This is a genomic window from Phytobacter sp. MRY16-398, from assembly GCF_003925915.1.
GTDB classification, from domain to species: domain Bacteria; phylum Pseudomonadota; class Gammaproteobacteria; order Enterobacterales; family Enterobacteriaceae; genus Phytobacter; species Phytobacter diazotrophicus.
This window is the reverse complement of sequence record NZ_AP018756.1, coordinates 5547691-5572052: the sequence shown is the minus strand read 5'-3', so window position 1 is coordinate 5572052 and position 24362 is coordinate 5547691. Positions and strand designations below refer to the sequence as shown.

The window sequence follows — 24362 nt, the reverse complement described above, 5'->3', positions numbered from 1 at the left end:
CCTGAAATTCCCTCCAGCAAGTAATTAAATTTTAAATTCATTGTTATCAAATAGTTAAGTTGTTTTTTAAATTAAAATGGAAATTGTTTTTGATTTTGAAAATTAAATGAGTAGTCTTAATTGTGCTGAACGAAAACCATACAACGATCTTTCGTTCGCGTTGGGGAGTGTACGCGGATCAACGATGATGAGGAGCAGCGCAATGACACAACAGGCAACGACGACAGGTGAGTTGGCTTTTAACAAGCCTTATGGCGAAATGGAAAAGCAAATTCTGACCCCGGAAGCGGTCGAATTCCTTACGGAGCTGGTGACACGCTTTACGCCACAACGCAATAAGCTACTGGCTGCGCGTATGCAACAGCAGCAGGATATCGACAACGGCAAGCTGCCTGATTTTATTTCGGAAACCAATTCCATTCGCGAGGGTGACTGGACTATTCGCGGTATCCCGGAAGATTTGCAGGATCGCCGTGTTGAGATCACCGGGCCGGTTGAACGCAAAATGGTGATCAATGCGCTCAATGCCAACGTGAAAGTCTTCATGGCGGATTTCGAAGACTCCCTTTCACCGGACTGGGATAAAGTGATCGATGGGCAAATTAATCTGCGTGATGCGGTGAATGGCACCATCAGCTACACCAATGAGGCCGGGAAAATCTACCAGCTCAAGCCCGATCCGGCGGTACTGATTTGTCGCGTCCGTGGCTTGCATCTGCCAGAAAAACACGTGACCTGGCGCGGCGAAGCTATCCCTGGCAGCCTCTTCGACTTTGCGCTCTATTTCTTCCACAACCATAAAGCGTTGCTGGCAAAAGGCAGCGGTCCTTACTTTTATCTGCCGAAGACCCAGGCATGGCAGGAAGCGGCATGGTGGAGTGAAGTCTTCTGTTATGCCGAAGATCGCTTCGACCTGCCGCGCGGCACCATCAAGGCCACCTTGCTGATCGAGACGCTGCCTGCCGTCTTCCAGATGGATGAAATCCTGTATGCGCTGCGTGACCATATTGTTGGTTTGAACTGTGGCCGTTGGGATTACATCTTTAGTTATATCAAGACATTGAAAAACCACCCGGACCGTGTGCTACCCGATCGTCAGGTGGTAACGATGGATAAACCATTCCTGAGTGCCTATTCGCGGCTGCTGATTAAAACCTGCCATCGCCGTGGCGCGTTCGCCATGGGTGGCATGGCGGCCTTTATTCCCAGTAAAGATGCTGAACGCAACAACCAGGTACTCAATAAAGTAAAAGCGGACAAGTTGCTGGAAGCCAACAACGGCCATGACGGTACGTGGATTGCGCATCCGGGCCTGGCGGATACGGCCATGGCTGTCTTTAACGAGGTACTGGGTGAAAACAAAAACCAACTGGCGGTTACGCGTGAGAGCGATGCCCCCACCACGGCAGATCAGCTACTGGCGGCCTGCGATGGCGAACGCACAGAAGAGGGGATGCGCGCCAATATCCGCGTGGCCGTTCAGTACATCGAAGCGTGGATCTCCGGCAACGGCTGTGTACCGATTTACGGTCTGATGGAAGATGCGGCAACGGCTGAAATCTCGCGTACCTCAATCTGGCAGTGGATCCATCACGAGAAAACGCTCAGCAACGGCAAACCGGTCACGAAGGCCCTGTTCCGTCAAATGCTGGCCGAAGAGATGCTGGTGATTCAGGAAGAGTTGGGCGAACACCGCTTTAGTAGCGGACGTTTCGATGATGCTGCCCGCCTGATGGAGCAGATCACCACCTCTGATGAGTTAATCGACTTCCTGACGTTGCCAGGCTATCGCCTGCTGGCTTAGCGCCCAGGCTATTTTGTTCGCCATTTTGGCCCCGGACAGCGCTCAAAACCCTCACGTACGCTAAGCACGCTCCGGTTTTAGCGCGGCTTCTCGTGACCAAACTGCCTTCACCAATAACGCCTGGAAAGCCAGGACGAGAATATGGAGCATCTGCACATGAAAACCCGTACCCAACAAATAGAAGAACTGAAAAAAGAATGGACTAACCCTCGCTGGGAAGGCATCACGCGTCCTTATAGCGCGGAAGAGGTGGTGAAATTACGTGGCTCGGTGAACCCGGAATGCACGCTGGCGCAGATGGGCGCAGCGAAAATGTGGCGTCTGCTGCATGGTGAGGCGAAAAAAGGCTATATCAACAGCCTTGGCGCACTGACTGGCGGGCAGGCATTGCAACAGGCAAAAGCAGGCATCGAAGCGATTTATCTGTCGGGCTGGCAGGTGGCGGCAGATGCGAACCTGGCCTCCAGTATGTATCCGGATCAATCGCTCTACCCGGCCAACTCCGTTCCGGCTGTGGTCGATCGGATCAACAACACCTTCCGCCGCGCGGATCAGATCCAATGGTCGGCGGGTATTGAACCGAACGATCCGCGTTATACCGATTATTTCCTGCCGATCGTGGCGGATGCCGAAGCCGGTTTTGGCGGTGTACTGAATGCCTTTGAACTGATGAAATCGATGATTGAAGCCGGTGCAGCGGCCGTTCACTTCGAAGATCAGCTGGCTTCGGTGAAAAAATGCGGCCATATGGGCGGAAAAGTGCTGGTACCGACGCAAGAGGCGATTCAGAAACTGGTGGCTGCGCGTCTGGCGGCAGATGTCATGGGCGTACCCACGCTGGTGATTGCCCGTACCGATGCGGATGCTGCGGACCTGATTACCTCGGATTGCGACCCTTATGACAGCGAGTTCATCACCGGCGAGCGTACCAGCGAAGGGTTCTATCGTACCCGCGCCGGGATCGAACAGGCTATTAGCCGTGGCCTGGCGTATGCGCCGTATGCCGACCTGGTGTGGTGTGAAACCTCAACACCCGATCTGGCGCTGGCGAAACGCTTTGCGGATGCCATTCATGCGAAATTCCCTGGCAAGCTGCTGGCGTATAACTGCTCGCCGTCATTCAACTGGCAGAAAAATCTGGACGACAAAACCATTGCCAGTTTCCAGCAGCAACTGTCGGAGATGGGCTACAAATATCAGTTTATTACCCTGGCGGGCATTCACAGCATGTGGTTCAACATGTTCGACCTGGCACACGCCTATGCGCAGGGTGAGGGGATGCGTCACTACGTGGAAAAAGTGCAGCAGCCAGAGTTTGCCGCCGCCAAAGAGGGCTACACCTTCGTGTCTCACCAACAGGAGGTGGGCACGGGCTACTTCGATAAAGTGACCACCATCATCCAGGGCGGGGCGTCCTCTGTTACCGCGTTAACGGGCTCGACGGAAGAAGCTCAGTTCTGACACCTCTCACCGTAACTCTCTCCCCTCAGGGGAGAGAGGATCGATCCGTGCAGTTTTCGGGGTTGGCTGGATAATGTTTTCTCCCCTCTCCCTGGAGGGAGAGGCCGGGGTGAGGGGAAAGATGCGATGTCACGTGGCCTGGAATTACTGATTGCACAAACCATTCTGCAAGGTTTTGATGCGCAATACGGGCGCTTTCTGGAAGTGACTGCCGGCGCGCAACAGCGTTTCGAACTGGCGGACTGGCACGCCGTTCAGCAGGCGATGAAGCAGCGCATCCATCTTTACGATCACCACGTTGGGCTGGTTGTGGAGCAGCTACGCTGCATCACCGACAGTCAGCAGCCTGATGCCGAATTTCTGCTACGGGTGAAAGAGCATTACACCCACCTGTTACCGGACTACCCGCGCTTCGAAATTGCTGAGAGTTTTTTTAACTCCGTCTACTGCCGCCTGTTCGATCACCGCTCGCTTAGCCCCGAGCGCCTGTTTATTTTCAGTTCTCAGCCGGAACGGCGCTTTCGCACCATTCCGCGCCCGCTGGCGAAGGACTTTTGGCCTGAGCGTGGCTGGGAATCCCTGTTAACCAAGGTATTAACCGATCTGCCGCTGCGTCTGCCCTGGCAGGATAAAGCGCGCGATGTCGGTTATATCATTACTCACCTGACAGAGACGTTTGGCGCCGATACATTGCGTCAGTCCCATTTGCAGGTCGCAAACGAGCTGTTTTACCGTAATAAAGCGGCGTGGTTAGTGGGCAAATTGATCACCCCTGCGGGTACGCTTCCCTTCCTGCTGCCGATTCATCGTACGGACGAAGGCGAGCTGTTTGTCGATACCTGTCTGACCTCGCACTCGGAGGCCAGTATCGTGTTCGGCTTCGCCCGCTCCTATTTTATGGTATATGCCCCGTTACCCGCAGCCACCATCGAGTGGTTAAGGGAGATTCTGCCGGGTAAAACCACCGCTGAACTCTACATGGCTATTGGCTGCCAGAAGCACGGTAAAACGGAAAGCTATCGCGAATACCTGAATTATATTTATGCCTCGGACGAGCAGTTTGTTGAGGCGCCGGGCATTCGCGGCATGGTGATGCTGGTCTTCACGCTGCCGGGCTTCGACAGGGTCTTTAAGGTCATCAAAGATAAATTCCCGCCGCAAAAAGAGATGAGCGCGGCGCATGTGCGCGCCTGCTATCAACTGGTGAAGGAACATGATCGCGTCGGACGTATGGCGGATACACAAGAGTTTGAACACTTCGTTCTGGAAAAGCGCCAGATTGACCCGGCGTTAATGGCGCTATTGCTCCAGGAGGCGCCGCAGAAAATCACCGACCTTGGGGATCGCATCTCCATCAGTCATCTCTATATTGAGCGCCGCATGGTGCCGCTTAATCTCTGGTTCGAGCGGGTACATGGTTCGCAGTTGCGCGATGCGGTGGAAGAGTACGGGAATGCCATCCGCCAGCTTGCTGCGGCGAATATTTTTCCCGGCGATATGCTGTTTAAAAACTTTGGCGTCACCCGTCACGGGCGCGTAGTGTTCTACGATTATGACGAGATCTGTTATATGACGGAGGTCAACTTCCGTGATATTCCGCCGCCGCGTTACCCGGAAGATGAACTGAGTGCCGAGCCCTGGTATAGCGTCTCGCCGGGCGATGTTTTCCCGGAGGAGTTTCGCCACTGGTTGTGCGCCGACCCGCGCATTGGACCGCTATTTGAAGAGATGCACGCCGATCTGCTGCGCGCCGACTACTGGCGAGGCCTGCAGGCACGCATCAAAAACGGTCATGTGGAAGACGTTTACGCCTACCGTCGCCGCCAGCGCTTTTGCGTGCGCTACGGTAATCTACAGCAGGCGGGGTAACCTGGTTTAGCCTACTTCAACGACGGCAAACTCCTCAAAAATTAGCTCCATATCAGGTGTCCAGGTGCCTTCACGTTCAAAGAACGCCTGATGCGCCGATTGCCAGTAAGCCAGGCTCAAATCACCTTCGCCTTCCAGCGCGGCGAGTTCCGGACTCATTTCATTAAACCGGATCAGCCTGAGCGTCAGAGTGCGTATCACGCATACGGCTTTGCCCCGGCCGTCCAGTACAATGTGATAGGCCCCTGGCGTGACGGGGGGTTGTTCTTGCCTGTAGCTGGCAAGTGAGCAGCAGGTACCGCGCTTTTTCCCCGCGATGACCAGGGCTGCCAGCTCGTCGGCCAGTTCCGGTGAATCGCCGAACGACCAGCAGAAAGCCGAAGGGTATTTATCCTGCCAATATGATTTGAGGTCAGCCATTTTGACGCATCCCACCCCAGGCGACCGTCACCTCTTTGGCCCCTTTGATCGCCAGCGCACCCAGCTCAGTCACCCGGTCATCGGTGATACGGGAAATGGGGCCGGAAATAGAGATCGCGGCAAACGGCACACCGTGTTCATCATAAATGCAGGCAGCGACGCAGCGCAGGCCAAGCGCATGTTCTTCGTCATCAAAGGAGTAACCGCGCTTACGCGTCTGGGCCAGATCCTCTTTCAGGTGCACTGGTGATACCAGCGTGGCATGGGTATAGGCATGCAGCCCTTTGCGATGGAGCAGGCCGGAGACCTGGTCATCATTCAAATAGGCGAGGAACGCCTTACCCGCGCCGGAAGCGTGCATCGGCAGCTTCCCGCCAATCGGCGCGGACATGCGCATCAGTTGGGTACACTGTACCTGGTCTATAATTATGGCCTGATGGTCGCTCTGGTCGAGTACCGCAAGGTTGACCGTCTCGCCGGAATCTTCCATCAGCTTGCGCAGGATCGGATGGACAATCGCCATCAGGTTGCGGCTTTGCAAAAAACTGCTGCCGACGATAAACGCGTGGGCGCCAACGGACCAGTGGCCTAATTCACCGACCTGGCGCACAAAGCCAAGCTGTTGCATGGTGGTGAGCAGACGGTGGGTTGTGGAATTGGGCAGGCCGGCCTGTTGCGCCAGCTCGGTGAGCGCAACGCTACCATGGGATTCGGCAATTGACTCAAGCAGTTTGAGTCCACGCGTCAGAGACTGGACTTGCCCGGTAGCCTGAGCGGCGGGGGCGGCGGGTTTTCTGCCGCGTTTAGCGGGAACAGTGGCGACCATGGCTGACTCCTTTTCTGTATCGTGGAAATCATTTTCGTTTTATTTAATTATAATGCAACTCTGACGCGGACTGATCGGATGAGTTCAAATGAACATCTCTCATGTTCCCCCTGTGCGCCTTTTCCGCTCTGTCAGTTTGTGCCAGTATGTCCTGCTGGCCTTTTGGCCTGGTTGAGCGTTGTCGGGAGCACGTGTGAGCAGCAAAGTTGAGCAACTGCAGCAGCAGTTAAAAGAACGAATTTTGGTTCTGGACGGGGGCATGGGCACCATGATCCAGAATCAGCGTCTCAGTGAGCAGGATTTCCGCGGCGAGCGATTCGCCGACTGGCCCTGCGACCTCAAGGGTAACAATGATCTGCTGGTGATTACAAAGCCAGAGGTGATTGCTGCTATCCATTCCGCCTATTTTGAAGCGGGTGCGGATATCATTGAGACCAACACCTTTAACTCCACCACTATCGCGATGGCGGATTACCAGATGGAATCCCTGTCGGCGGAGATCAACTTTGCGGCGGTCAAACTCGCCCGCGCGTGTGCCGATGAATGGACTGCCCGCACGCCGGACAAACCGCGTTATGTTGCCGGTGTTCTTGGCCCAACCAACCGGACAGCCTCTATCTCGCCGGACGTTAACGATCCCGCGTTTCGTAATATCACTTTCGACCAACTGGTGACCGCCTATCGCGAGTCGACCAAAGCGCTGGTGGAAGGGGGTAGCGACCTGATCCTGATCGAAACGGTGTTCGACACCCTGAACGCCAAAGCCGCCATTTTCGCGGTGAAAGAAGAGCTGGAGGCGCTGGGCGTCGATCTGCCGATCATGATTTCTGGCACCATTACCGATGCTTCCGGGCGTACGCTTTCCGGACAAACTACAGAAGCCTTCTATAACTCATTGCGCCACGCCGATGCGCTCACCTTCGGCCTGAACTGCGCACTGGGGCCAGATGAATTGCGCCAGTATGTGCAGGAACTCTCGCGCATTGCCGAATGCTACGTGACCGCGCACCCGAACGCCGGGTTGCCAAACGCCTTTGGCGAATACGATCTCGACGCCGACACCATGGCGGCACAAATTCGCGAATGGGCAGAGTCCGGCTTCCTGAACGTGGTCGGCGGGTGTTGCGGCACCACGCCGGAACACATTAAAGCGATGAGCGATGCCGTCGCCGGTCTGCCACCGCGCAAACTGCCAGACATTCCCGTCGCCTGCCGTCTGGCGGGCCTGGAGCCGCTGAATATTGGCGATGACAGCCTGTTTGTGAACGTGGGTGAACGCACCAACGTCACCGGTTCGGCGAAATTCAAGCGCCTGATCAAAGAAGAGAAGTACAACGAAGCGCTGGACGTGGCGCGTCAGCAGGTGGAAAGCGGCGCGCAAATCATCGATATCAATATGGATGAGGGGATGCTCGACGCCGAAGCGGCGATGGTGCGTTTCCTCAACCTGATTGCCGGTGAACCGGACATCGCCCGCGTACCGATTATGATCGACTCCTCAAAATGGGAGGTGATCGAGAAAGGGCTGAAATGCATTCAGGGTAAAGGCATCGTTAACTCCATCTCAATGAAAGAGGGCGTTGACGCGTTTATCCATCATGCGAAAAAGGTACGCCGTTACGGTGCCGCCGTGGTGGTGATGGCCTTTGATGAAGTAGGCCAGGCGGATACCCGCGAGCGCAAAATCGAAATTTGCCGCCGGGCGTACAACATCCTGACCAACGAAGTGGGCTTCCCGCCGGAAGACATTATTTTTGACCCGAATATCTTTGCGGTCGCCACCGGGATCGAAGAGCACAATAACTATGCGCAGGACTTTATCGGCGCCTGCGAAGACATCAAACGCGAACTACCCCATGCGCTGATCTCCGGCGGCGTCTCCAACGTCTCGTTCTCGTTTCGCGGTAATGACCCGGTACGTGAGGCGATCCACGCGGTCTTCCTCTATTACGCTATCCGTAATGGCATGGATATGGGGATCGTCAACGCCGGGCAACTGGCGATTTACGACGACCTGCCGGCAGAACTGCGTGATGCGGTGGAAGATGTGATTCTGAACCGCCGCGATGACAGCACAGAACGCTTGCTGGATCTGGCAGAAAAATACCGTGGCAGCAAAACCGACGATACCGCCAACGCCCAGCAGGCGGAATGGCGGAGCTGGGACGTGAAAAAGCGTCTGGAATATTCGCTGGTTAAAGGTATTACTGAGTTTATCGAACAGGACACCGAAGAGGCCCGCCAGCAGGCTGCTCGCCCGATTGAGGTGATTGAAGGGCCGCTGATGGATGGCATGAACGTGGTCGGCGACCTGTTCGGCGAAGGCAAAATGTTCCTGCCGCAGGTGGTGAAATCCGCCCGTGTGATGAAACAGGCGGTGGCCTACCTTGAGCCGTTTATCGAAGCCAGCAAAGAGAAGGGCTCCAGCAATGGCAAAATGGTCATCGCCACCGTGAAAGGTGACGTCCACGACATCGGCAAAAATATTGTCGGCGTGGTATTGCAGTGTAACAACTACGAAATCGTCGATCTCGGCGTGATGGTGCCGACGGACAAAATTCTCAAAACTGCCCGTGAAGTGAACGCCGACCTGATTGGCCTGTCTGGCCTTATCACCCCGTCGCTGGATGAAATGGTCAACGTAGCGAAAGAAATGGAGCGCCAGGGCTTCACGATCCCGCTGCTGATTGGCGGCGCAACCACCTCAAAAGCGCATACGGCGGTGAAAATCGAGCAGAACTACAGCGGCCCGACGGTCTATGTGCAAAACGCCTCGCGCACCGTAGGTGTGGTGGCCTCGCTGCTGTCTGATAGCCAGCGCGATGAGTTTGTGGCCCGCACCCGTAAAGAGTACGAAACCGTGCGTATTCAGCATGGCCGTAAGAAGCCACGTACGCCACCCGTGACGCTGGAGGCCGCCCGTGAAAACGATCTGGCCTTCGACTGGGAGAGCTACACCCCGCCGGTGGCCCATCGCCTGGGCGTACAGGAAGTGGAAGCCAGCATCGAAACCCTGCGTAACTACATCGACTGGACGCCGTTCTTTATGACCTGGTCGCTGGCTGGCAAGTATCCGCGCATTCTCGAAGATGAAATCGTCGGGGAAGAGGCTAAGCGCCTGTTCCAGGACGCCAACGATATGCTGGATATGTTAAGCCGTGAGAAGAGCCTGAACCCACGTGGTGTGGTGGGTTTGTTCCCGGCGAACCGCGTAGGCGACGATGTTGAGATCTATCGCGATGAAACCCGCACTCAGGTGCTCGCGGTAAGCCGTCATCTGCGTCAGCAAACCGAGAAAGTGGGTTTCGCTAACTACTGTCTGGCCGATTTTGTCGCGCCGAAGTTGAGCGGCAAAGAAGATTACATCGGCGCGTTTGCCGTTACCGGTGGTCTTGAGGAAGACGCGCTGGCAGAGGCGTACGACGCGCAGCATGATGATTACAACAAAATCATGATAAAAGCCGTGGCAGACCGTCTGGCGGAAGCCTTCGCCGAATATCTGCATGAGCGCGTACGTAAGGTCTATTGGGGCTATGCGGCCAACGAGAACCTCAGTAACGAAGAGCTGATCCGCGAAAATTATCAGGGGATCCGCCCGGCGCCGGGATACCCGGCCTGCCCGGAGCATACGGAAAAAGGCACGATTTGGCAGCTACTGGATGTGGAAACCCACACCGGTATGAAACTGACGGAATCCTTCGCCATGTGGCCGGGCGCCTCGGTCTCCGGCTGGTACTTTAGCCACCCTGACAGCAAGTATTTCGCCGTGGCGCAGATTCAGCGCGACCAGGTGGCGGACTACGCATTGCGTAAGGGAATGAGCGTGGCGGAAGTGGAACGCTGGCTGGCGCCGAATCTGGGCTATGACGCGGACTAAACATCAGGCGAATTAGGCTATCTTGCTTGCCTGTTTGAACCTGGGCAGTGCTCAAAACCCTCACGTACTCCGTGTACGTTCCGGTTTTTGCGCGCTGTCCGCGCTCAACGCTCTGCGCCGATGACGCCAACCGGGCCTGGTTCTGAACGTTCTTTCATTCCCGGAACTATCCTGCAGGCTCGTTTTTCATTACTCAATATCTTTAGATAACAGCAGGGTAAATATTTTTATTAATCGTATGACAATTATAATTGTCATTAGCAGCCTTAGTATATATAACTATATAAAGTGTTAATCCGCACCGTAATTAATAACGTATTAAAAATGATACCTTAAAAATATATTAAAACCCCGGTGTTATTTTTGATACTTTAAAAGTCCCTCAATAAATCAGGTTATGTGATCGCTGTTAGTAACTCAGCATAGTTGCATTTAATAAAATAGCCAAATAAACACAGCGCTTTTATTACCTGAATCAGAGCCAAATAAAAATGGCTCTAATCTATATTACTGAGGCCATATTATGGAAACCGTTCAAAATACCCTCGTCGCTCGCGAAAGCAGCGGCTGGAGAAAAAGTGATACCGTCTGGATGCTGGGCCTGTACGGTACTGCGATTGGCGCAGGGGTCCTTTTCCTGCCGATTAACGCCGGGGTTGGTGGTTTAATTCCGTTAATCATCATGGCAATTCTCGCATTCCCGATGACCTTTTTCGCCCACCGTGGTTTAACCCGTTTCGTTCTGTCGGGTAAAAATCCGGGTGAAGATATTACCGAAGTGGTTGAAGAACATTTTGGTATCGGCGCCGGTAAACTCATTACGCTGCTTTATTTCTTCGCTATTTATCCAATTTTGCTGGTTTATAGTGTTGCAATTACTAACACGGTCGACAGCTTTATTACTCACCAGCTTGGTCTGGTGTCTCCGCCGCGCGCCATTTTGTCGCTGATTCTGATTATCGGCATGATGGGTATTGTCCGTTTTGGCGAAAAAATGATTGTTAAAGCGATGAGCGTGCTGGTGTTCCCGTTCGTTGCCGCGCTGATGATGCTGGCGCTGTATTTGATCCCGCAATGGAACGGTGCGGTCCTCGATACACTTTCCCTGAGCAGCGCTGCGCCAGGTGGTCACGGTCTGTGGATGACGCTGTGGCTGGCTATTCCGGTAATGGTTTTCTCATTCAACCACTCGCCGATTATCTCCTCTTTCGCGGTCGCTAAACGTGAAGAGTACGGCCAGGATGCCGAGCGCAAATGTTCCCGTATTCTGGGCTTTGCACATATCATGATGGTGCTGACCGTGATGTTCTTTGTGTTCAGTTGTGTACTGAGCCTCTCCCCGGAAAACCTGGCGGAAGCGAAAGCACAAAACATCTCTATTCTCTCCTATCTGGCGAACCACTTTAACGCGCCGGTGATTGCCTGGATGGCGCCGATTATCGCCATGATCGCCATTACCAAATCTTTCCTCGGCCACTACCTCGGTGCGCGTGAAGGTTTCAACGGCATGGTGATTAAGTCTCTGCGCGGCAAAGGTAAATCCATCGAAATCAACAAACTGAACAAAATCACCGCGCTGTTTATGCTGGTGACAACCTGGATTGTTGCGACCCTGAACCCGAGCATCCTGGGCATGATTGAAACGCTGGGTGGCCCGGTTATCGCGATGATTCTGTTCCTGATGCCGATGTATGCCATCAACAAAGTACCGGCTATGCGCAAGTACAGCGGTCACATCAGCAATGCGTTTGTGGTGCTGATGGGTCTGATTGCCATCTCCGCCATCTTCTTCTCTCTGTTCAGCTAAGTTTTCAGCGCCGCCTGTTACAGGCGGCGCATCCGTTTTGCTTTGTAACCGCATGGGTGCCACATGATTAGCGTTTTCGATATTTTCAAAATCAGCATCGGGCCGTCCAGCTCACACACTGTTGGGCCGATGAAAGCAGGAAAACATTTTGTTGATACCCTGCAGGAAAAAGGCCTGCTGCATAAAGTGACTCGTCTGGTGGTGGATGTGTACGGTTCCCTGTCATTAACAGGTAAAGGCCACCACACCGATATCGCGATCATTCTTGGATTGTCCGGGTATTTACCGGATACCGTCGATATCGATGCCATTCCCGGAATTATTCGCGATGTAAACACCATGCATCGTCTGTTTATTGAAGAAGGTCAGCGGGAAATTGAGTTCCCGGTGGCGGAATGCATGCGTTTTCACAATGAGTTTCTGCCGCTGCATGAAAACGGCATGAGCATTACGGCGTTTTGCGATGGCAAAATTGTCCACTTTCAGACCTATTATTCGATCGGTGGCGGTTTTATCGTCACGGAAGAAAACTTTGGTAAGAATCAGGACGCGGATGTCGATATTCCGTTCCCGTTCTATTCTGCCCGCAACCTGCTGGCACATTGCCACGACAACTGCCTGTCGATCTCTGCGGTGATGATGAAAAATGAGATCGCTCGCCACGGCAGGGAGAACGTTGAGCAAAATATGGCGAAAATCTGGGAGACCATGAGAAACGCCATCAACCGTGGTATGAACACGGAAGGCATTTTGCCTGGCCCGTTGAAAGTACCGCGTCGGGCCTCTGCGCTGCATCGCGTACTGGCGCCGCAAAGCCAGTCTATTACGCCGTTAAGTGCAATGGACTGGGTCAATATGTTCGCCATGGCCGTCGGCGAAGAGAACGCGGCGGGCGGGCGAGTGGTTACCGCGCCGACCAACGGTGCCTGCGGTATCATCCCGGCAGTACTGGCCTATTATGATCGCTTTATCAAAGCGGTGACGCCGGAAATCTATATGCGCTACTACCTGACGGCGGGCGCGATTGGCATTCTGTATAAGATGAATGCGTCGATTTCCGGGGCGGAAGTCGGCTGCCAGGGTGAAGTGGGGGTCGCCTGTTCTATGGCTTCTGCCGGGCTGGCGGAACTGCTGGGCGGTAGCCCGGAGAAAGTGTGCATCGCGGCGGAAATCGGCATGGAGCATAACCTTGGGCTGACCTGCGATCCGGTGGCCGGTCAGGTCCAGGTGCCGTGTATTGAGCGTAACGCGATTGCGGCCGTGAAGGCGATTAACTCGGCCAGCATGGCGATGTACCGCACCAGCGATCCGAAGGTCTCACTGGATAAAGTCATTGAAACGATGTTTGAGACGGGCAAAGACATGAACGCCAAATACCGTGAAACCGCACGAGGCGGTCTGGCGATTAAAGTCGCGGTATGTGAATCCTGAGTCCTTTCTCTCCCCGGTGGCGCTGTGCTAACCGGGGCTATAGTTGATAGCCCGGATAAGCGTTAGCGCTATCCGGGCTAACTTTTTTTCTCTGTGTCAGGCGGCAGGAAAGACCACACCACACTGTGAGATGCCGATGAGGTATACCATTCGTTAATGGTGGCGTTCGCTTCATTGGTCTGCGCTGCGGCGGCAAATTTTTCTTTTGGCTGATGCGCTTTTTTCCGGATACGGATACGGGAAGGGGTCGCGGCATTGATTTGCGCGTTAAAGGTGCGAATGTGCGAATCGAATAACACCGACTCCAGTTGATGCAGACGATCCAGACCGCGCAGAATACCAATCAGCGTACTCAGGGTAACGGACTCGCCTAATTCAACGCGTTTGATGGTTGCAGCGCCGACTTGTGCACGCTCGGCCAGCTCAATCTGCGATAGCCCGAGCTGCATGCGCGTTTCTTTAATTCTGCGGCACAGTTCAGAAATAATTTCACTGTCGGACATAGTACTGAAACGCATCTTAATTCCCCTACTGCGTAATAAATCATGGCAGATTATTTAGCATATTAAATTATAAATAAAGCGGATAATTTCTCTTTTGCGAGAGTAACAACATTGTTTTTTCTTTAACAAAGTTTCTACAGAAGAAACGATAATTAAAGACAAGCCGCTGAATAAGAAAGTTACCGCAGTTGTCCATTTTATTATTCCATCCTGGATGGATAATGCAGTTTACTCCGTTTTCTTTATCTCTTTATTACGCCTTTGCCTTTATACTGATAAAAAGCGTTATGCATAACAGGGAAGCGGTAATGGCATGAGTTACAAAGATAAAATATTTACATTCTGGGGCGCGATGGATCTGCTGGCTATCGGGAGCTACCTTTTCTATTCCCTAAAGATGGGTCACGTACCGATATGGTCCGATATCCAGCTTTTTTACGCTCAGCTAGCGTTAATGGAAGTCCGGGGTGCTGACCGTATTTTTCTGCAATCCCTCTTTTTTATCCATTCAGGGTTATTGTTATCGTTCTGTTTTTCGGCATACGCCTTTCTCGTGAAAAAGAAAATACGTTTCCTGCTCATTGGGTTGCAGGAAGTGATGCGTATTTTATCGCTCACCTGCTCGGTCGCACTTTTTCCGTTGCTCCTCCAGGTTATGCGCATCGATAACGTCTTCGTTGGTCTTTTTTTATTTGTCCTTTCCGAAACGTTCAAGGTCGGTTCGCTGCTGTGGCTGAGAAGACGGGGATTGTTAACGTAATGTTGAGTTCGTCTGTCTCTTTATGGCGCGTAAGACTTTATACTTAGATTCAATGAGCCTTGCTCTGACCTGTTTGACAGAGTTTTCCCCCGACATGCAGGGTAAAACCGGGTCGAGGAGAAACCGAAAGGAATCGACAACGATAAGGAGAACCAGAATACGTGTTAATTTTGCTTCACTTACTCTCTTCTGTCGCCCTGTTAGTGTGGGGCACGCATATCGTACGTACCGGTGTGATGCGCGTTTTCGGCGCGCGACTGCGCACGGTACTGAGTCGCAGTATTGAAAAGAAGTCCCTCGCTTTTAGCGCAGGGATTGGCGTGACCGCACTGGTGCAAAGCAGTAACGCCACCACCATGCTGGTGACGTCGTTTGTTGCCCAGGACCTCGTAGCGCTCGCGCCAGCGCTGGTGATCGTGCTGGGGGCCGACGTGGGGACCGCGCTGATGGCGCGTGTTCTCACCTTCGATCTCTCTTGGTTATCACCGTTGCTGATCTTCATTGGCGTGATTTTCTTCCTGGGGCGTAAACAAACGCGCGAAGGCCAACTGGGGCGTGTCAGTATTGGCCTTGGGCTGATTTTACTGGCGCTTGAGCTGATTGTTCAGGCGGTAACCCCTATTACCCAGGCCGATGGCGTGCAGGTGATCTTCGCGTCGCTGACGGGCGATATCATGCTGGATGCGCTGATTGGCGCGGTGTTCGCTATCATCAGCTATTCCAGTCTGGCGGCTGTGTTACTGACCGCCACGCTGACCACGGCGGGGATCATCTCCTTTCCGGTGGCGCTCTGCCTGGTGATTGGCGCCAACCTCGGTTCCGGCCTGCTGGCGATGCTTAACAACAGTGCCGCCAACGCCGCAGCACGCCGCGTGGCGCTGGGCAGCTTGCTGTTTAAGCTGGTAGGGAGCCTGGTGATCCTGCCGTTTGTGCACTTACTGGCCGATGTGATGGGCAAGCTGCCGCTGCCGAAAGCGGAGCTGGTCATCTACTTCCACGTCTTCTACAACCTGATTCGCTGCCTGGCAATGGTACCTTTTGTGGGCGTGATGGCGACCTTCTGTGAACGTTTGATTCGCGATGAGCCGGAGCTGGATGCGCGTCTCAAACCAAAACATCTCGACAGTTCAGCGCTGGATACGCCAACGCTTGCTCTGGCGAACGCGGCCCGCGAAACATTACGGATGGGCGACGCGATGGAGCTGATGCTCGAAGGGTTGCATAAAGTGATGCACGGTGCGCCGAGGGAAGAAAAAGACCTGCGTAAGCTCGCCGATGACATTAATGTGCTGTATACCGCCATCAAACTCTACCTCGCACGTATGCCAAAAGAAGAACTGGCGGAAGAGGAGTCACGGCGCTGGGCTGAGATTATCGAGATGTCTCTTAACCTTGAGCAGGCCTCTGACATTGTGGAGCGCATGGGCAGTGAAATCGCCGATAAATCACTGGCGGCGCGGCGGGCTTTTTCCGGTGAAGGGCTGAAAGAGCTTGATACGTTACACGAACAGTTGGTCAGCAATTTGAAACTGGCGATGTCGGTCTTTTTCTCTGCCGATGTCACCAGCGCACGCCGCCTGCGTCGCAGCAAACATCGCTTTCGTATCCTCAACCGTCGCTACTCCCATGCCCATGTTGACAGGTTGCATCAGCAGAACGTGCAGAGTATAGAGACCAGTTCGCTACATCTGGGGCTGTTGGGCGATATGAAACGCCTTAACTCGTTGTTCTGTTCGGTGGCTTACAGCGTGCTGGAGCAGCCGGATGAAGATGATGAAAGGGATGAGTATTAACGTCAGCGGTTGCGTGGTTGCCCACAAGACAATGAATTTATCCGCGCCACGCTTCGCTGGCATAAAACGCCTGACCGTATGGATAGATTCGTTATCCAGCAGCACCGGGATGCGAGAAAGCGCAGATTTCCTTAACCTTCTGATAAGATATATTGCGCTTTTACAGGAGAATTTATGCTGCCAGACTCATCAACCCGATTAAATAAATACATCAGCGAAAGCGGAATTTGCTCGCGCCGCGAAGCCGATCGCTATATAGAACAAGGCAATGTTTTCCTCAACGGTAAACGTGCCACCATTGGCGATCAGGTTAAGCCTGGCGACGTCGTAAAGGTAAACGGTCAGTTGATTGAGCCGCGAGAGGCCGAAGATCTGGTCTTTATCGCGTTAAACAAACCCGTGGGCATTGTCAGTACCACGGAAGACAGTGAAAAAGACAACATTGTTGATTTTGTTAACCACAGTAAACGCGTTTTCCCCATTGGTCGTCTCGACAAAGACTCCCAGGGGCTGATTTTCCTCACCAACCACGGCGACCTGGTGAACAAGATTTTGCGTGCCGGCAATGACCACGAAAAAGAGTATCTGGTGACGGTGGACAAACCCGTGACCGATGAGTTTATTCGTGGCATGGGAGCAGGCGTACCGATTCTGGGAACCGTGACGAAAAAATGCAAAGTCAAAAAAGAGGCGCCGTTTGTTTTTCGTATCACCCTGATTCAGGGGCTGAATCGCCAGATTCGCCGCATGTGTGAACATTTTGGCTATGAAGTCACGAAGCTTGAACGTACCCGGATTATGAATGTGGGGCTGGCTGGCCTGCCGCTCGGGGAGTGGCGCGATCTGACCGATGATGAACTGATTGCCCTGTTTAAGCTTATCGAGAATTCATCGTCCGAAGCGAAGCCAAAGGCAAAGAGCAAACCGAAAACGGCGACGACCACCGCGAAGAAACCCGCCGCCAGTGGGGCGAAAAATATGGCGAAAACCCCGGCAGAACTGGCTTCGCGTAAACGCTTTACCCAGCCGGGGCGCAAGAAGAAGGGGCGTTAACGCCTGCCGCGCGTCGACGTACTGGCCGACCAGGAAAAGGTGGCCGCTTCATCTGGTTTGTAAGCCTGCTTTTTCTTTGTCTGGCGGGCTTTTTTTGCCTCTGCTTCACGCTCAACCATTAATTTATCGATGTACTCTTTTTTGATGCTGTTGGTTTCGGCGTTGGTCAATACACGCCCGTGCGCAATGCGCGCGCGGTCGAGCAAGGTTTTCAGTTCACGCTGCTCGCGCTCGGTCATCTCTTTTTGGGTAATGCGGGGGAGTGCCATGTGGGTGCCCTCGGTCAGGAAGTTGAACCAGTGTACGGCATAGGCGTGGGGTGCTCACAGTAAATTGTCATTTGTTACAACATCTATCGCACTGACGCGTAGCCCCGGCAGGCGAAGCGCCGCCGGGGAAACCCGGATCTGACGCATGCCGACCGGGCTACGGCTTATCAGCTCTCTTTTGCTGTTTCGCGTGGTTTATCTGAAATAGGCTTACCGGACCAGTAACCTGCCAGCAGCGAACCGGAGAGGTTGTGCCAGACTGAGAACAGCGCGCCTGGCAGGGCAGCCAGCGGCGAGAAGTAGATTTTACCGAGTGCGGCAGCCAGGCCAGAGTTCTGCATTCCCACTTCGATGGCCAGTGTGCGACAGGTGGATTCGTCAAAACCGAACAGACGGCCACCCCAGTAACCACCCAGCAGGCCGATGCTGTTGTGCAAAATCACCGCGACGATAACCACTATGCCCACGGAAGCAATATACGAGGCGGAACCCGCCACCACGGCGCTGATGATCGCCAGAATACAGACCATCGAAAACGCGGGAAGATACGGCTCCACGGCTTTCACCACGCGTGGGAAGAGATGGTGCACTACTAAACCGAGGCCAATGGGAATCACCACAATCTGCAGAATGCTCAGCAGCATGCCCATGACGTCTACCTGAATATGGGCATCAACATACAGACGCGTCAGCAGCGGTGTCGCCACCACGCCAACCAGCGTTGAGACGGACGATATCGTCACCGAGAGCGCTACGTCGCCCTTCGCCAGATAGATCATGACGTTGGATGCCGTACCGCTGGCTACGCTACCCACCAGTACCATCCCGGCAGAGAGATCCGGCGGCATCTTGAATAGCATCGCCAGCAGCCAGGCGGCCAGCGGCATCACCAGATAGTGTAGAAAAATACCTGCCGCCACCGGCGCCGGGCGGGAAAGCACGCGTTTGAAATCGTCAATTTTCAGGTGCACGCCCATGCCGAACATAATCAGCATCAGCAGCGTAGTGACCCACGGGCCTACAGGGGTAAAGGTTGAGGGGGTGTACCAGGCAATAACAGAGAGCAGCAGCGCCCATAACGGGAACAGCCGGGTGAGTACAGCGAGCATAGTGTTTTCCTTTAACGCGTTGTGTTGTGTTTCGTTATAAAAAGGCCGGGTTCGAGCCCGGCCATAGGTATTGTTTATCGCGTGAGGAAATTTTATTCAAACAAATTAAGGTGAAGAGGATTCATGTCGCCGGGCGGACGTTTTCCCAGTTCAGACCGAAGCGGGCGAGGTATTTACGCAGACGGTCAGCATCATTCGGCCTGGCTTTTTTCAGGCGCGAAACGGCAAACAATTCGCGTCCGGCATCGGAAAGAGAGTGGTGACGACGACAAACCTCCAGTACGGTTTCTAACTGGCGTTGATCAAACAGATCGACCTCCTCTGCTAAAGGGGGAAGCGCGGAAGGCGTCTGCCAGGCGTGCTGCAAACGGCTGATTTCTTCGTCGGCGATAGAAAGGGTAATGCGCCCCTGTTCGGCCAGCGTCGCCATACGGGCAATCGAGGAACTCAGCTCACGAAAGTTGCCGCGCCACTGCGCCTGCCCGGAACAGGCAAATGCCAGATAACGTTCCCGTGCGTCTTTGTCGAAACGGATGTGCGTCTGGGCTTCGCTGCTAAAGCGCTGGAGTTCGAATTCAATATTCGGCGCGATATCTTCCCGCCGTTCTGCAAGCCCCGGCAGAGCAAAAGTCCACATATTGATACGCGCGTAAAGATCTTCACGGAATTTTCCTTCCATCACCCACTGGCGCATATCGCGGTGCGTTCCGGCGATAAGCTGGAAATCACTGTGAACCTCTTTATCTGAGCCAAAGGGGAAGAACGTTTTTTCTTCAATGGCTTTCAGCAGCATGGCCTGCTCATCCAGACCCAGTTCAGCGATTTCATCCAGAAACAGCACACCGCCATCGGCTTCGCGCAGCAACCCCATTCGCGGCGTTAGCGCGCCGGTAAAGGCCCCTTTGACATGACCAAACAAGGTCGACATGGCGTTATCGCCGCGCAGTGTGGCGCAGTTAACGGCGACAAGTTTACCCGCGACGCGGTGGCGCGACTGGCGCAACTGATAAATACGTTTTGCCAGAAAGGATTTACCGGCGCCGGTAGGCCCGGTGAGAAGAATGGGGGCCGTTGAGCGCAAGGCTACCCGTTCAATTTGATCGATGAGCTTATTAAACGTTGTATTGCGTGTATCGATACCGGCTTTCAGCAGCGAGACCGACTGTTGTTGTTCGCGTTGAAAGCGGCTGGTTAAGGTCGCATAGCGGCTTAAATCGAGATCGATAACCGAGTAAACGCCGGCGGCAACATCCTCCTCAGAAGCCCCTTTCGGTGCCGGGCTGGTTTGCAGCAGGCTGGCGGGCAGGTAGCGGGCCTCCGTCAGCAAAAACCAGCAGATCTGCGCCACGTGCGTGCCGGTGGTGATATGCACCAGATACTCTTCATTTTCCGTATCGAAATCGTAGTGGCTGGCGAAATCCAGAAACGCGGCGTACACCTCTTCAAAATCCCAGGGATCGCGAATATTCACCGTATGAGGGCGCACAGTGGTTTGCGGTGAAAGGAGCGCGATATCTTCCGCCAGTTGTTGAGCCATGCCTTCGTCGCGCGGCTGGTGGAGCAGCTCCAGTCGATCAACCGGAAAATCCGGCTGCTGGCATAACCCAACGGTTGGTCGCCATTTGCGAAAACGATGTGATCGCTTGCCGCGTTTATCCAACACCGTTCCCAGTACGCCAATTACTACTCTGCGCTTTTGCATTTTTATCCTTAAAGATAAACAACGATAACTAAATATAAAAAACGCGTGGTGTTACCAGCAAGCGATCAAAGTGCGTAAAATTTAAAATCATTAAATATCAATAAATTAAATTTTTTATTTTTCATTTCTTAGCACCTGGCACACTTCTGGCAATACCTGATACGTCACGACGCTGAACACGCAGGGGATTATGCCCCGCCAGCGCACCCGGAACGGTAAGACGTTATCCGCGGGGCGTTCTGTCAGCAGAGAGACACCATGAGGGTTCGATTCCCAACTCACCTTTCCGGTGAACACTGGTTGTGTTCGTAAACGCGCCATCGGGTGGTAAGCGATGGCAATGAACCGGCGCCGATAAGGGCTCCGGGTCGCAGGCAAAACAGGCTGGCAGTGAGGGTCTGTTTCCCTCCGGCTCCGATCCTGCATTCGCGCCGGTACGTGAAAATGTAAGGATGACAAATGAATAAGAAAATCACGATCCGTAAGGGACAATTGGGCCTGCTGGTGAAAGCGGGCGATTACACACATATCCTTGAGGCAGGCGAGCACCGTCTTTCCTGGTTTGGTAAGCAAGAGGTCACGATCGTTGAGCTCAATGGCGGCGATGTAGCGGAAGATCTGGCGAATTATTTGCGCCGCTTCAGACCTGAATGGGTCGACGCGTACTGCCTGGCCGTCGATACCGCCGGGCATGATGTAGCCGCGCTCTACCGTAACGGTATCCTGGTGGAAATTATCCCTCCAGCGTCACGCCGCCTGTTCTGGCAGGACGGCAGCCTGAGCGTGGAATTGCTGGATACCCGGGATGTGCGCGTACCTGAGAGCATCATGAATGCCGTGTTGCAGCCGCGAAGCGGCGCAGCAGTAAAAGGCCGGGATTCCATACTGACGGTGAATGTCGCGGCATGGCACGTCGGTGTCTTAAAAATCGATGGCGTAACACAACCTCTGTTGCCGCCGGGATTAAGCGCTTACTGGAAAGTGAACCATCTGGTTGATGCCGACATTGTCGATACGCGCTTGCAACTGATGGAAGTGTCCGGCCAGGAAATTCTGACCAAAGACAAAGTGAACCTGCGCATCAACCTGGGCGCGAACTGGCAATACAGCGATGTATTACAGGCGTTCAGCCAGTTAACCAAACCGCTGGACCACCTGTATCGCGAATTGCAGTTTGCCCTGCGTGAAGCGGTAGGAACCCGTACGCTGGACGAACTGCTGGAAGATAAGCAGATCATCGATGAGGTGGTCAGTGCCCAGGTGAAAACCCGCATGGCTTCCTTTGGTATGGATGTCGCCTCGCTGGGCGTGCGTGACATCGTGCTACCGGGCGATATGAAAACGATTCTGTCGAAACTGATAGAAGCAGAAAAATCGGCGCAGGCGAATGTGATTCGTCGGCGTGAGGAGACGGCGGCGACCCGTTCACTGCTGAACACCGCGAAGGTAATGGAGAACAACCCGGTAGCCCTGCGCTTAAAAGAGCTGGAAACGCTGGAAAGAGTGGCTGAACGTATCGATAAAATCTCGGTATTCGGTGGCCTCGATAACGTCCTGAATGGACTGGTGAGTATTAAAGGATAATCAAATGCAGCATAACGAATTTCAACTGCTGACGGCGCAGAACAGTGCGCCGATAAAAATGTGGACGCACGGGGTCCCGGTCGAGCCAGAGGCGCGCGAACAGTTGCAGAACACCGCGAAGATGCCGTTTATTTTTCAGCATCTGGCGGTGATGCCGGATGTTCATCTCGGTAAAGGTTCTACCATCGGCAGCGTGATCCCAACCAAAGGAGCCATTATTCCGGCGGCGGTCGGCGTGGATATTGGTTGTGGGATGATCGCCGTACGCACCTCGCTGGTGGCAAGCGATCTGCCCGATAACCTGAGCGGGCTTCGCAGCGCAATCGAACAGGCGGTACCGCACGGACGCACCAGTACCCGTTCCGGGCGTGATAAAGGCGCATGGGAAACGCCGCCGCAAGAAGTGGATAACCACTGGTCAATGCTGGCGGCACGGTTTAAACGTCTGACGGATAACTATCCGCAGTTGCTGAAAACCAATAATTATCAGCACCTGGGAACACTGGGGACGGGTAACCATTTTATTGAAATCTGCCTGGATGAGCAGCAGCGCGTGTGGGTGATGTTACATAGCGGTTCGCGCGGCGTGGGTAACGCCATTGGTACGCTGTTTATCACGCTGGCCCAACAGGATATGCAGCAGCATATTGCGAATCTGCCGGATAAAAACCTGGCCTATTTCAAAGAGGGAAGTAAACACTATGACGACTATATGGAAGCCGTGTCGTGGGCGCAGGATTTTGCCCGTCATAACCGGGAAGTGATGATGTCGCGCGTACTGGCGGCACTGTCGCGCATCGTGACAAAACCGTTTATGACCCAGCAGGAAGCGGTGAATTGCCACCATAACTACGTGCAAAAAGAGACCCATTTTGGCGAAGAGGTGCTGGTGACGCGCAAAGGCGCGGTCTCGGCACAAAAGGGCCAGATGGGGATTATTCCCGGTTCGATGGGGGCGAAAAGCTTTATCGTGCGTGGGTTGGGAAATGAAGAGAGTTTCTGCTCCTGTAGCCACGGCGCAGGGCGCACGATGAGCCGTACGGCTGCGAAAAAGCGCTTTACCGTTGATGACCAGATTCGGGCGACTGCGCACGTTGAGTGTCGTAAAGATAGCGACGTGATTGATGAAATCCCGATGGCTTATAAAGATATCGACGCGGTAATGGCGGCGCAGGCGTCGCTGGTGGAGATTGTCCACACTTTGCGTCAGGTGGTCTGTATAAAAGGATAAATGAGATGTCTTATAGCGGAGTGGATGCCGCAATGCGTGAACGCGTGCGGCAGCAATTAAAAGAGGTGGAGCAGCGTTACGGTGTCAGAGTGCTGTACGCCTGCGAATCCGGCAGCCGTGGCTGGGGCTTTGCCTCACCGGACAGCGACTACGATGTGCGTTTTTTATATGTGCATCCGCCGGAGTGGTATCTGCGCGTAGAGGCGCCGCGTGACGTGATCGAACTGCCCATCGATGATGAACTGGACGTGAGCGGTTGGGAGTGGCGTAAAGCCTTAGGCTTACTGAAAAGCGCAAACCCAACCCTGATCGAGTGGCTGGATTCGCCGGTGGTCTATCAGCAAGACGATGCTACCGTCTGTGCGCTTAAGGCGGAGATGCCGAAATGGTTTTCCGCCGTGCGGGCGCGCTGGCATTACTACTCGATGGCCCGCCGAAACTTTCACAGCTATTTGCAGGGCGATGAGGTGCGGTTAAAGAAATACTTTTATGTGCTGCGCCCATTGCTGGCGGTGCGTTGGGTAGAGGCGGGAAAAGGTGTGCCGCCAATGCGCTTTGCCGAACTGCTGGCCGGAAGCGAGCTGGATGCGCCATTGCGTCAGGAGATCGCTGAATTGCTGGCACGTAAGCAGCGTGCAGGAGAGGCGGAATACGGCCAGCGTCTGCCACGTTTACATGCGTTTATCGCAGCCGAGATCGAAAGGGGAACCATTCCCCCCGCGTTACCGGAGAGCCGGGAAGGCGACGTCAGGACGTTGGACGCAATGTTGTACCGGACGGTCATGGGGCAGATGTAGGCCCGGTAAATTACGGTTGCCCCGGATGGCGGCGTAAACGCAGTCCGTAGCCCCGGTAAGCGCAGC

Annotated in this window: 18 protein-coding genes; 12 read left to right on the top strand and 6 right to left on the bottom strand. The window is 54.0% G+C overall.

Annotation, left to right across the window (positions count from 1 at the left end; genetic code table 11):
* Window positions 1–202: 202 nt before the first annotated feature.
* The 3 genes from aceB (at window position 203) to aceK (ending at window position 5134) form a co-directional block, all read left to right on the top strand.
* Window positions 203–1804, top strand: coding sequence for a malate synthase A (gene aceB / locus MRY16398_RS27265; protein WP_039076764.1), 1602 nt, complete (start codon window positions 203–205; stop codon window positions 1802–1804).
* 156 nt (window positions 1805–1960) lie between these two features.
* A complete protein-coding gene (gene aceA, locus MRY16398_RS27260) occupies window positions 1961–3265 on the top strand; it encodes an isocitrate lyase (RefSeq protein WP_103245891.1) in 1305 nt (434 codons plus the stop codon).
* Between the two features lie 126 nt (window positions 3266–3391).
* Window positions 3392–5134 (top strand): bifunctional isocitrate dehydrogenase kinase/phosphatase, encoded by a 1743-nt coding sequence (aceK, locus tag MRY16398_RS27255; protein ID WP_039076766.1) that lies wholly within the window; start codon window positions 3392–3394, stop codon window positions 5132–5134.
* A 6-nt stretch (window positions 5135–5140) separates the two neighbouring features.
* Here aceK and MRY16398_RS27250 read toward each other — a convergent pair whose 3' ends face one another.
* Both MRY16398_RS27250 and iclR read right to left on the bottom strand, forming a co-directional pair.
* Complete coding sequence (locus MRY16398_RS27250; protein ID WP_107224278.1) at window positions 5141–5554, bottom strand: ASCH domain-containing protein; 414 nt, start codon at window positions 5552–5554, stop codon at window positions 5141–5143.
* Window positions 5547–6380 (bottom strand): glyoxylate bypass operon transcriptional repressor IclR, encoded by an 834-nt coding sequence (iclR, locus tag MRY16398_RS27245; protein WP_039076768.1) that lies wholly within the window; start codon window positions 6378–6380, stop codon window positions 5547–5549. The genes MRY16398_RS27250 and iclR overlap by 8 nt, the downstream gene beginning before the upstream one ends.
* A gap of 193 nt (window positions 6381–6573) precedes the next feature.
* Between iclR and metH the strand changes: the two genes are divergently transcribed.
* From metH to MRY16398_RS27225, 3 genes are all read left to right on the top strand, one after another.
* Window positions 6574–10257, top strand: a complete 3684-nt coding sequence (metH, locus tag MRY16398_RS27235) for a methionine synthase (protein ID WP_125125548.1) — start codon at window positions 6574–6576, stop codon at window positions 10255–10257.
* Window positions 10258–10780: 523 nt separating this feature from the next.
* Complete coding sequence (locus MRY16398_RS27230; protein ID WP_039076770.1) at window positions 10781–12064, top strand: HAAAP family serine/threonine permease; 1284 nt, start codon at window positions 10781–10783, stop codon at window positions 12062–12064.
* A 63-nt stretch (window positions 12065–12127) separates the two neighbouring features.
* Window positions 12128–13495, top strand: coding sequence for an L-serine ammonia-lyase (locus MRY16398_RS27225; protein ID WP_039076771.1), 1368 nt, complete (start codon window positions 12128–12130; stop codon window positions 13493–13495).
* A 77-nt stretch (window positions 13496–13572) separates the two neighbouring features.
* Here the strand turns inward: MRY16398_RS27225 and MRY16398_RS27220 are convergent, their stop codons facing one another.
* Complete coding sequence (locus tag MRY16398_RS27220; protein ID WP_039076772.1) at window positions 13573–14013, bottom strand: helix-turn-helix domain-containing protein; 441 nt, start codon at window positions 14011–14013, stop codon at window positions 13573–13575.
* Window positions 14014–14311: 298 nt separating this feature from the next.
* On the opposite strand from MRY16398_RS27220, the gene MRY16398_RS27215 reads away from it, so the two are divergent.
* The 3 genes from MRY16398_RS27215 (at window position 14312) to rluF (ending at window position 17604) form a co-directional block, all read left to right on the top strand.
* Complete coding sequence (locus tag MRY16398_RS27215; protein WP_079498809.1) at window positions 14312–14758, top strand: hypothetical protein; 447 nt, start codon at window positions 14312–14314, stop codon at window positions 14756–14758.
* Window positions 14759–14919: 161 nt separating this feature from the next.
* Window positions 14920–16551, top strand: a complete 1632-nt coding sequence (locus tag MRY16398_RS27210) for a Na/Pi cotransporter family protein (protein WP_039076774.1) — start codon at window positions 14920–14922, stop codon at window positions 16549–16551.
* A gap of 174 nt (window positions 16552–16725) precedes the next feature.
* Window positions 16726–17604, top strand: a complete 879-nt coding sequence (gene rluF / locus MRY16398_RS27205; RefSeq protein ID WP_039076775.1) for a 23S rRNA pseudouridine(2604) synthase RluF — start codon at window positions 16726–16728, stop codon at window positions 17602–17604.
* Here rluF and MRY16398_RS27200 read toward each other — a convergent pair.
* The 3 genes from MRY16398_RS27200 to rtcR all read right to left on the bottom strand — a co-directional run bounded on the left by MRY16398_RS27200 (window position 17601) and on the right by rtcR (window position 20684).
* Window positions 17601–17873: a YjbD family protein gene (locus MRY16398_RS27200; RefSeq protein WP_125125547.1), complete on the bottom strand. Its 273-nt coding sequence runs from the start codon at window positions 17871–17873 to the stop codon at window positions 17601–17603. The two genes, rluF and MRY16398_RS27200, sit on opposite strands and share 4 nt — an antisense overlap.
* A gap of 167 nt (window positions 17874–18040) precedes the next feature.
* Complete coding sequence (gene panS / locus MRY16398_RS27195; protein ID WP_039076777.1) at window positions 18041–18982, bottom strand: ketopantoate/pantoate/pantothenate transporter PanS; 942 nt, start codon at window positions 18980–18982, stop codon at window positions 18041–18043.
* 121 nt (window positions 18983–19103) lie between these two features.
* Window positions 19104–20684 carry an RNA repair transcriptional activator RtcR gene (gene rtcR / locus MRY16398_RS27190; protein ID WP_039076778.1) on the bottom strand — a complete coding sequence of 527 codons (1581 nt, stop codon included), beginning with the start codon at window positions 20682–20684 and terminating at the stop codon, window positions 19104–19106.
* Between the two features lie 459 nt (window positions 20685–21143).
* Between rtcR and MRY16398_RS27185 the strand changes: the two genes are divergently transcribed.
* Genes MRY16398_RS27185 through MRY16398_RS27175 form a run of 3 tightly spaced genes read left to right on the top strand, consistent with a single transcriptional unit; the run spans window position 21144 to window position 24296 of the window.
* The gene (locus tag MRY16398_RS27185; RefSeq protein WP_125125546.1) at window positions 21144–22268 is read left to right on the top strand and encodes a slipin family protein; all 1125 of its coding nucleotides are present in this window, start codon (window positions 21144–21146) and stop codon (window positions 22266–22268) included.
* Window positions 22269–22272: 4 nt separating this feature from the next.
* Window positions 22273–23499, top strand: coding sequence for an RtcB family protein (locus MRY16398_RS27180; RefSeq protein ID WP_125125545.1), 1227 nt, complete (start codon window positions 22273–22275; stop codon window positions 23497–23499).
* A 5-nt stretch (window positions 23500–23504) separates the two neighbouring features.
* On the top strand, window positions 23505–24296 hold the full coding sequence (locus MRY16398_RS27175; protein WP_079498797.1) for a nucleotidyltransferase domain-containing protein: 792 nt from the start codon (window positions 23505–23507) through the stop codon (window positions 24294–24296).
* Window positions 24297–24362: the final 66 nt, after the last annotated feature.

What these genes read in the sequence shown, in the direction of transcription:
- MRY16398_RS27185 (WP_125125546.1), top strand. Translation starts at nt 21,144, where the DNA reads ATGAATAAGAAAATCACGATCCGTAAGGGACAATTGGGCCTGCTGGTG.
- MRY16398_RS27230 (WP_039076770.1), top strand. Translation starts at nt 10,781, where the DNA reads ATGGAAACCGTTCAAAATACCCTCGTCGCTCGCGAAAGCAGCGGCTGG.
- MRY16398_RS27220 (WP_039076772.1), bottom strand. Translation starts at nt 14,013, where the DNA reads ATGCGTTTCAGTACTATGTCCGACAGTGAAATTATTTCTGAACTGTGC.
- MRY16398_RS27180 (WP_125125545.1), top strand. Translation starts at nt 22,273, where the DNA reads ATGCAGCATAACGAATTTCAACTGCTGACGGCGCAGAACAGTGCGCCG.
- MRY16398_RS27225 (WP_039076771.1), top strand. Translation starts at nt 12,128, where the DNA reads ATGATTAGCGTTTTCGATATTTTCAAAATCAGCATCGGGCCGTCCAGC.
- rtcR (WP_039076778.1), bottom strand. Translation starts at nt 20,684, where the DNA reads ATGCAAAAGCGCAGAGTAGTAATTGGCGTACTGGGAACGGTGTTGGAT.
- MRY16398_RS27200 (WP_125125547.1), bottom strand. Translation starts at nt 17,873, where the DNA reads ATGGCACTCCCCCGCATTACCCAAAAAGAGATGACCGAGCGCGAGCAG.
- aceK (WP_039076766.1), top strand. Translation starts at nt 3,392, where the DNA reads ATGTCACGTGGCCTGGAATTACTGATTGCACAAACCATTCTGCAAGGT.
- iclR (WP_039076768.1), bottom strand. Translation starts at nt 6,380, where the DNA reads ATGGTCGCCACTGTTCCCGCTAAACGCGGCAGAAAACCCGCCGCCCCC.
- aceB (WP_039076764.1), top strand. Translation starts at nt 203, where the DNA reads ATGACACAACAGGCAACGACGACAGGTGAGTTGGCTTTTAACAAGCCT.
- aceA (WP_103245891.1), top strand. Translation starts at nt 1,961, where the DNA reads ATGAAAACCCGTACCCAACAAATAGAAGAACTGAAAAAAGAATGGACT.
- rluF (WP_039076775.1), top strand. Translation starts at nt 16,726, where the DNA reads ATGCTGCCAGACTCATCAACCCGATTAAATAAATACATCAGCGAAAGC.
- MRY16398_RS27250 (WP_107224278.1), bottom strand. Translation starts at nt 5,554, where the DNA reads ATGGCTGACCTCAAATCATATTGGCAGGATAAATACCCTTCGGCTTTC.
- MRY16398_RS27215 (WP_079498809.1), top strand. Translation starts at nt 14,312, where the DNA reads ATGAGTTACAAAGATAAAATATTTACATTCTGGGGCGCGATGGATCTG.
- MRY16398_RS27175 (WP_079498797.1), top strand. Translation starts at nt 23,505, where the DNA reads ATGTCTTATAGCGGAGTGGATGCCGCAATGCGTGAACGCGTGCGGCAG.
- panS (WP_039076777.1), bottom strand. Translation starts at nt 18,982, where the DNA reads ATGCTCGCTGTACTCACCCGGCTGTTCCCGTTATGGGCGCTGCTGCTC.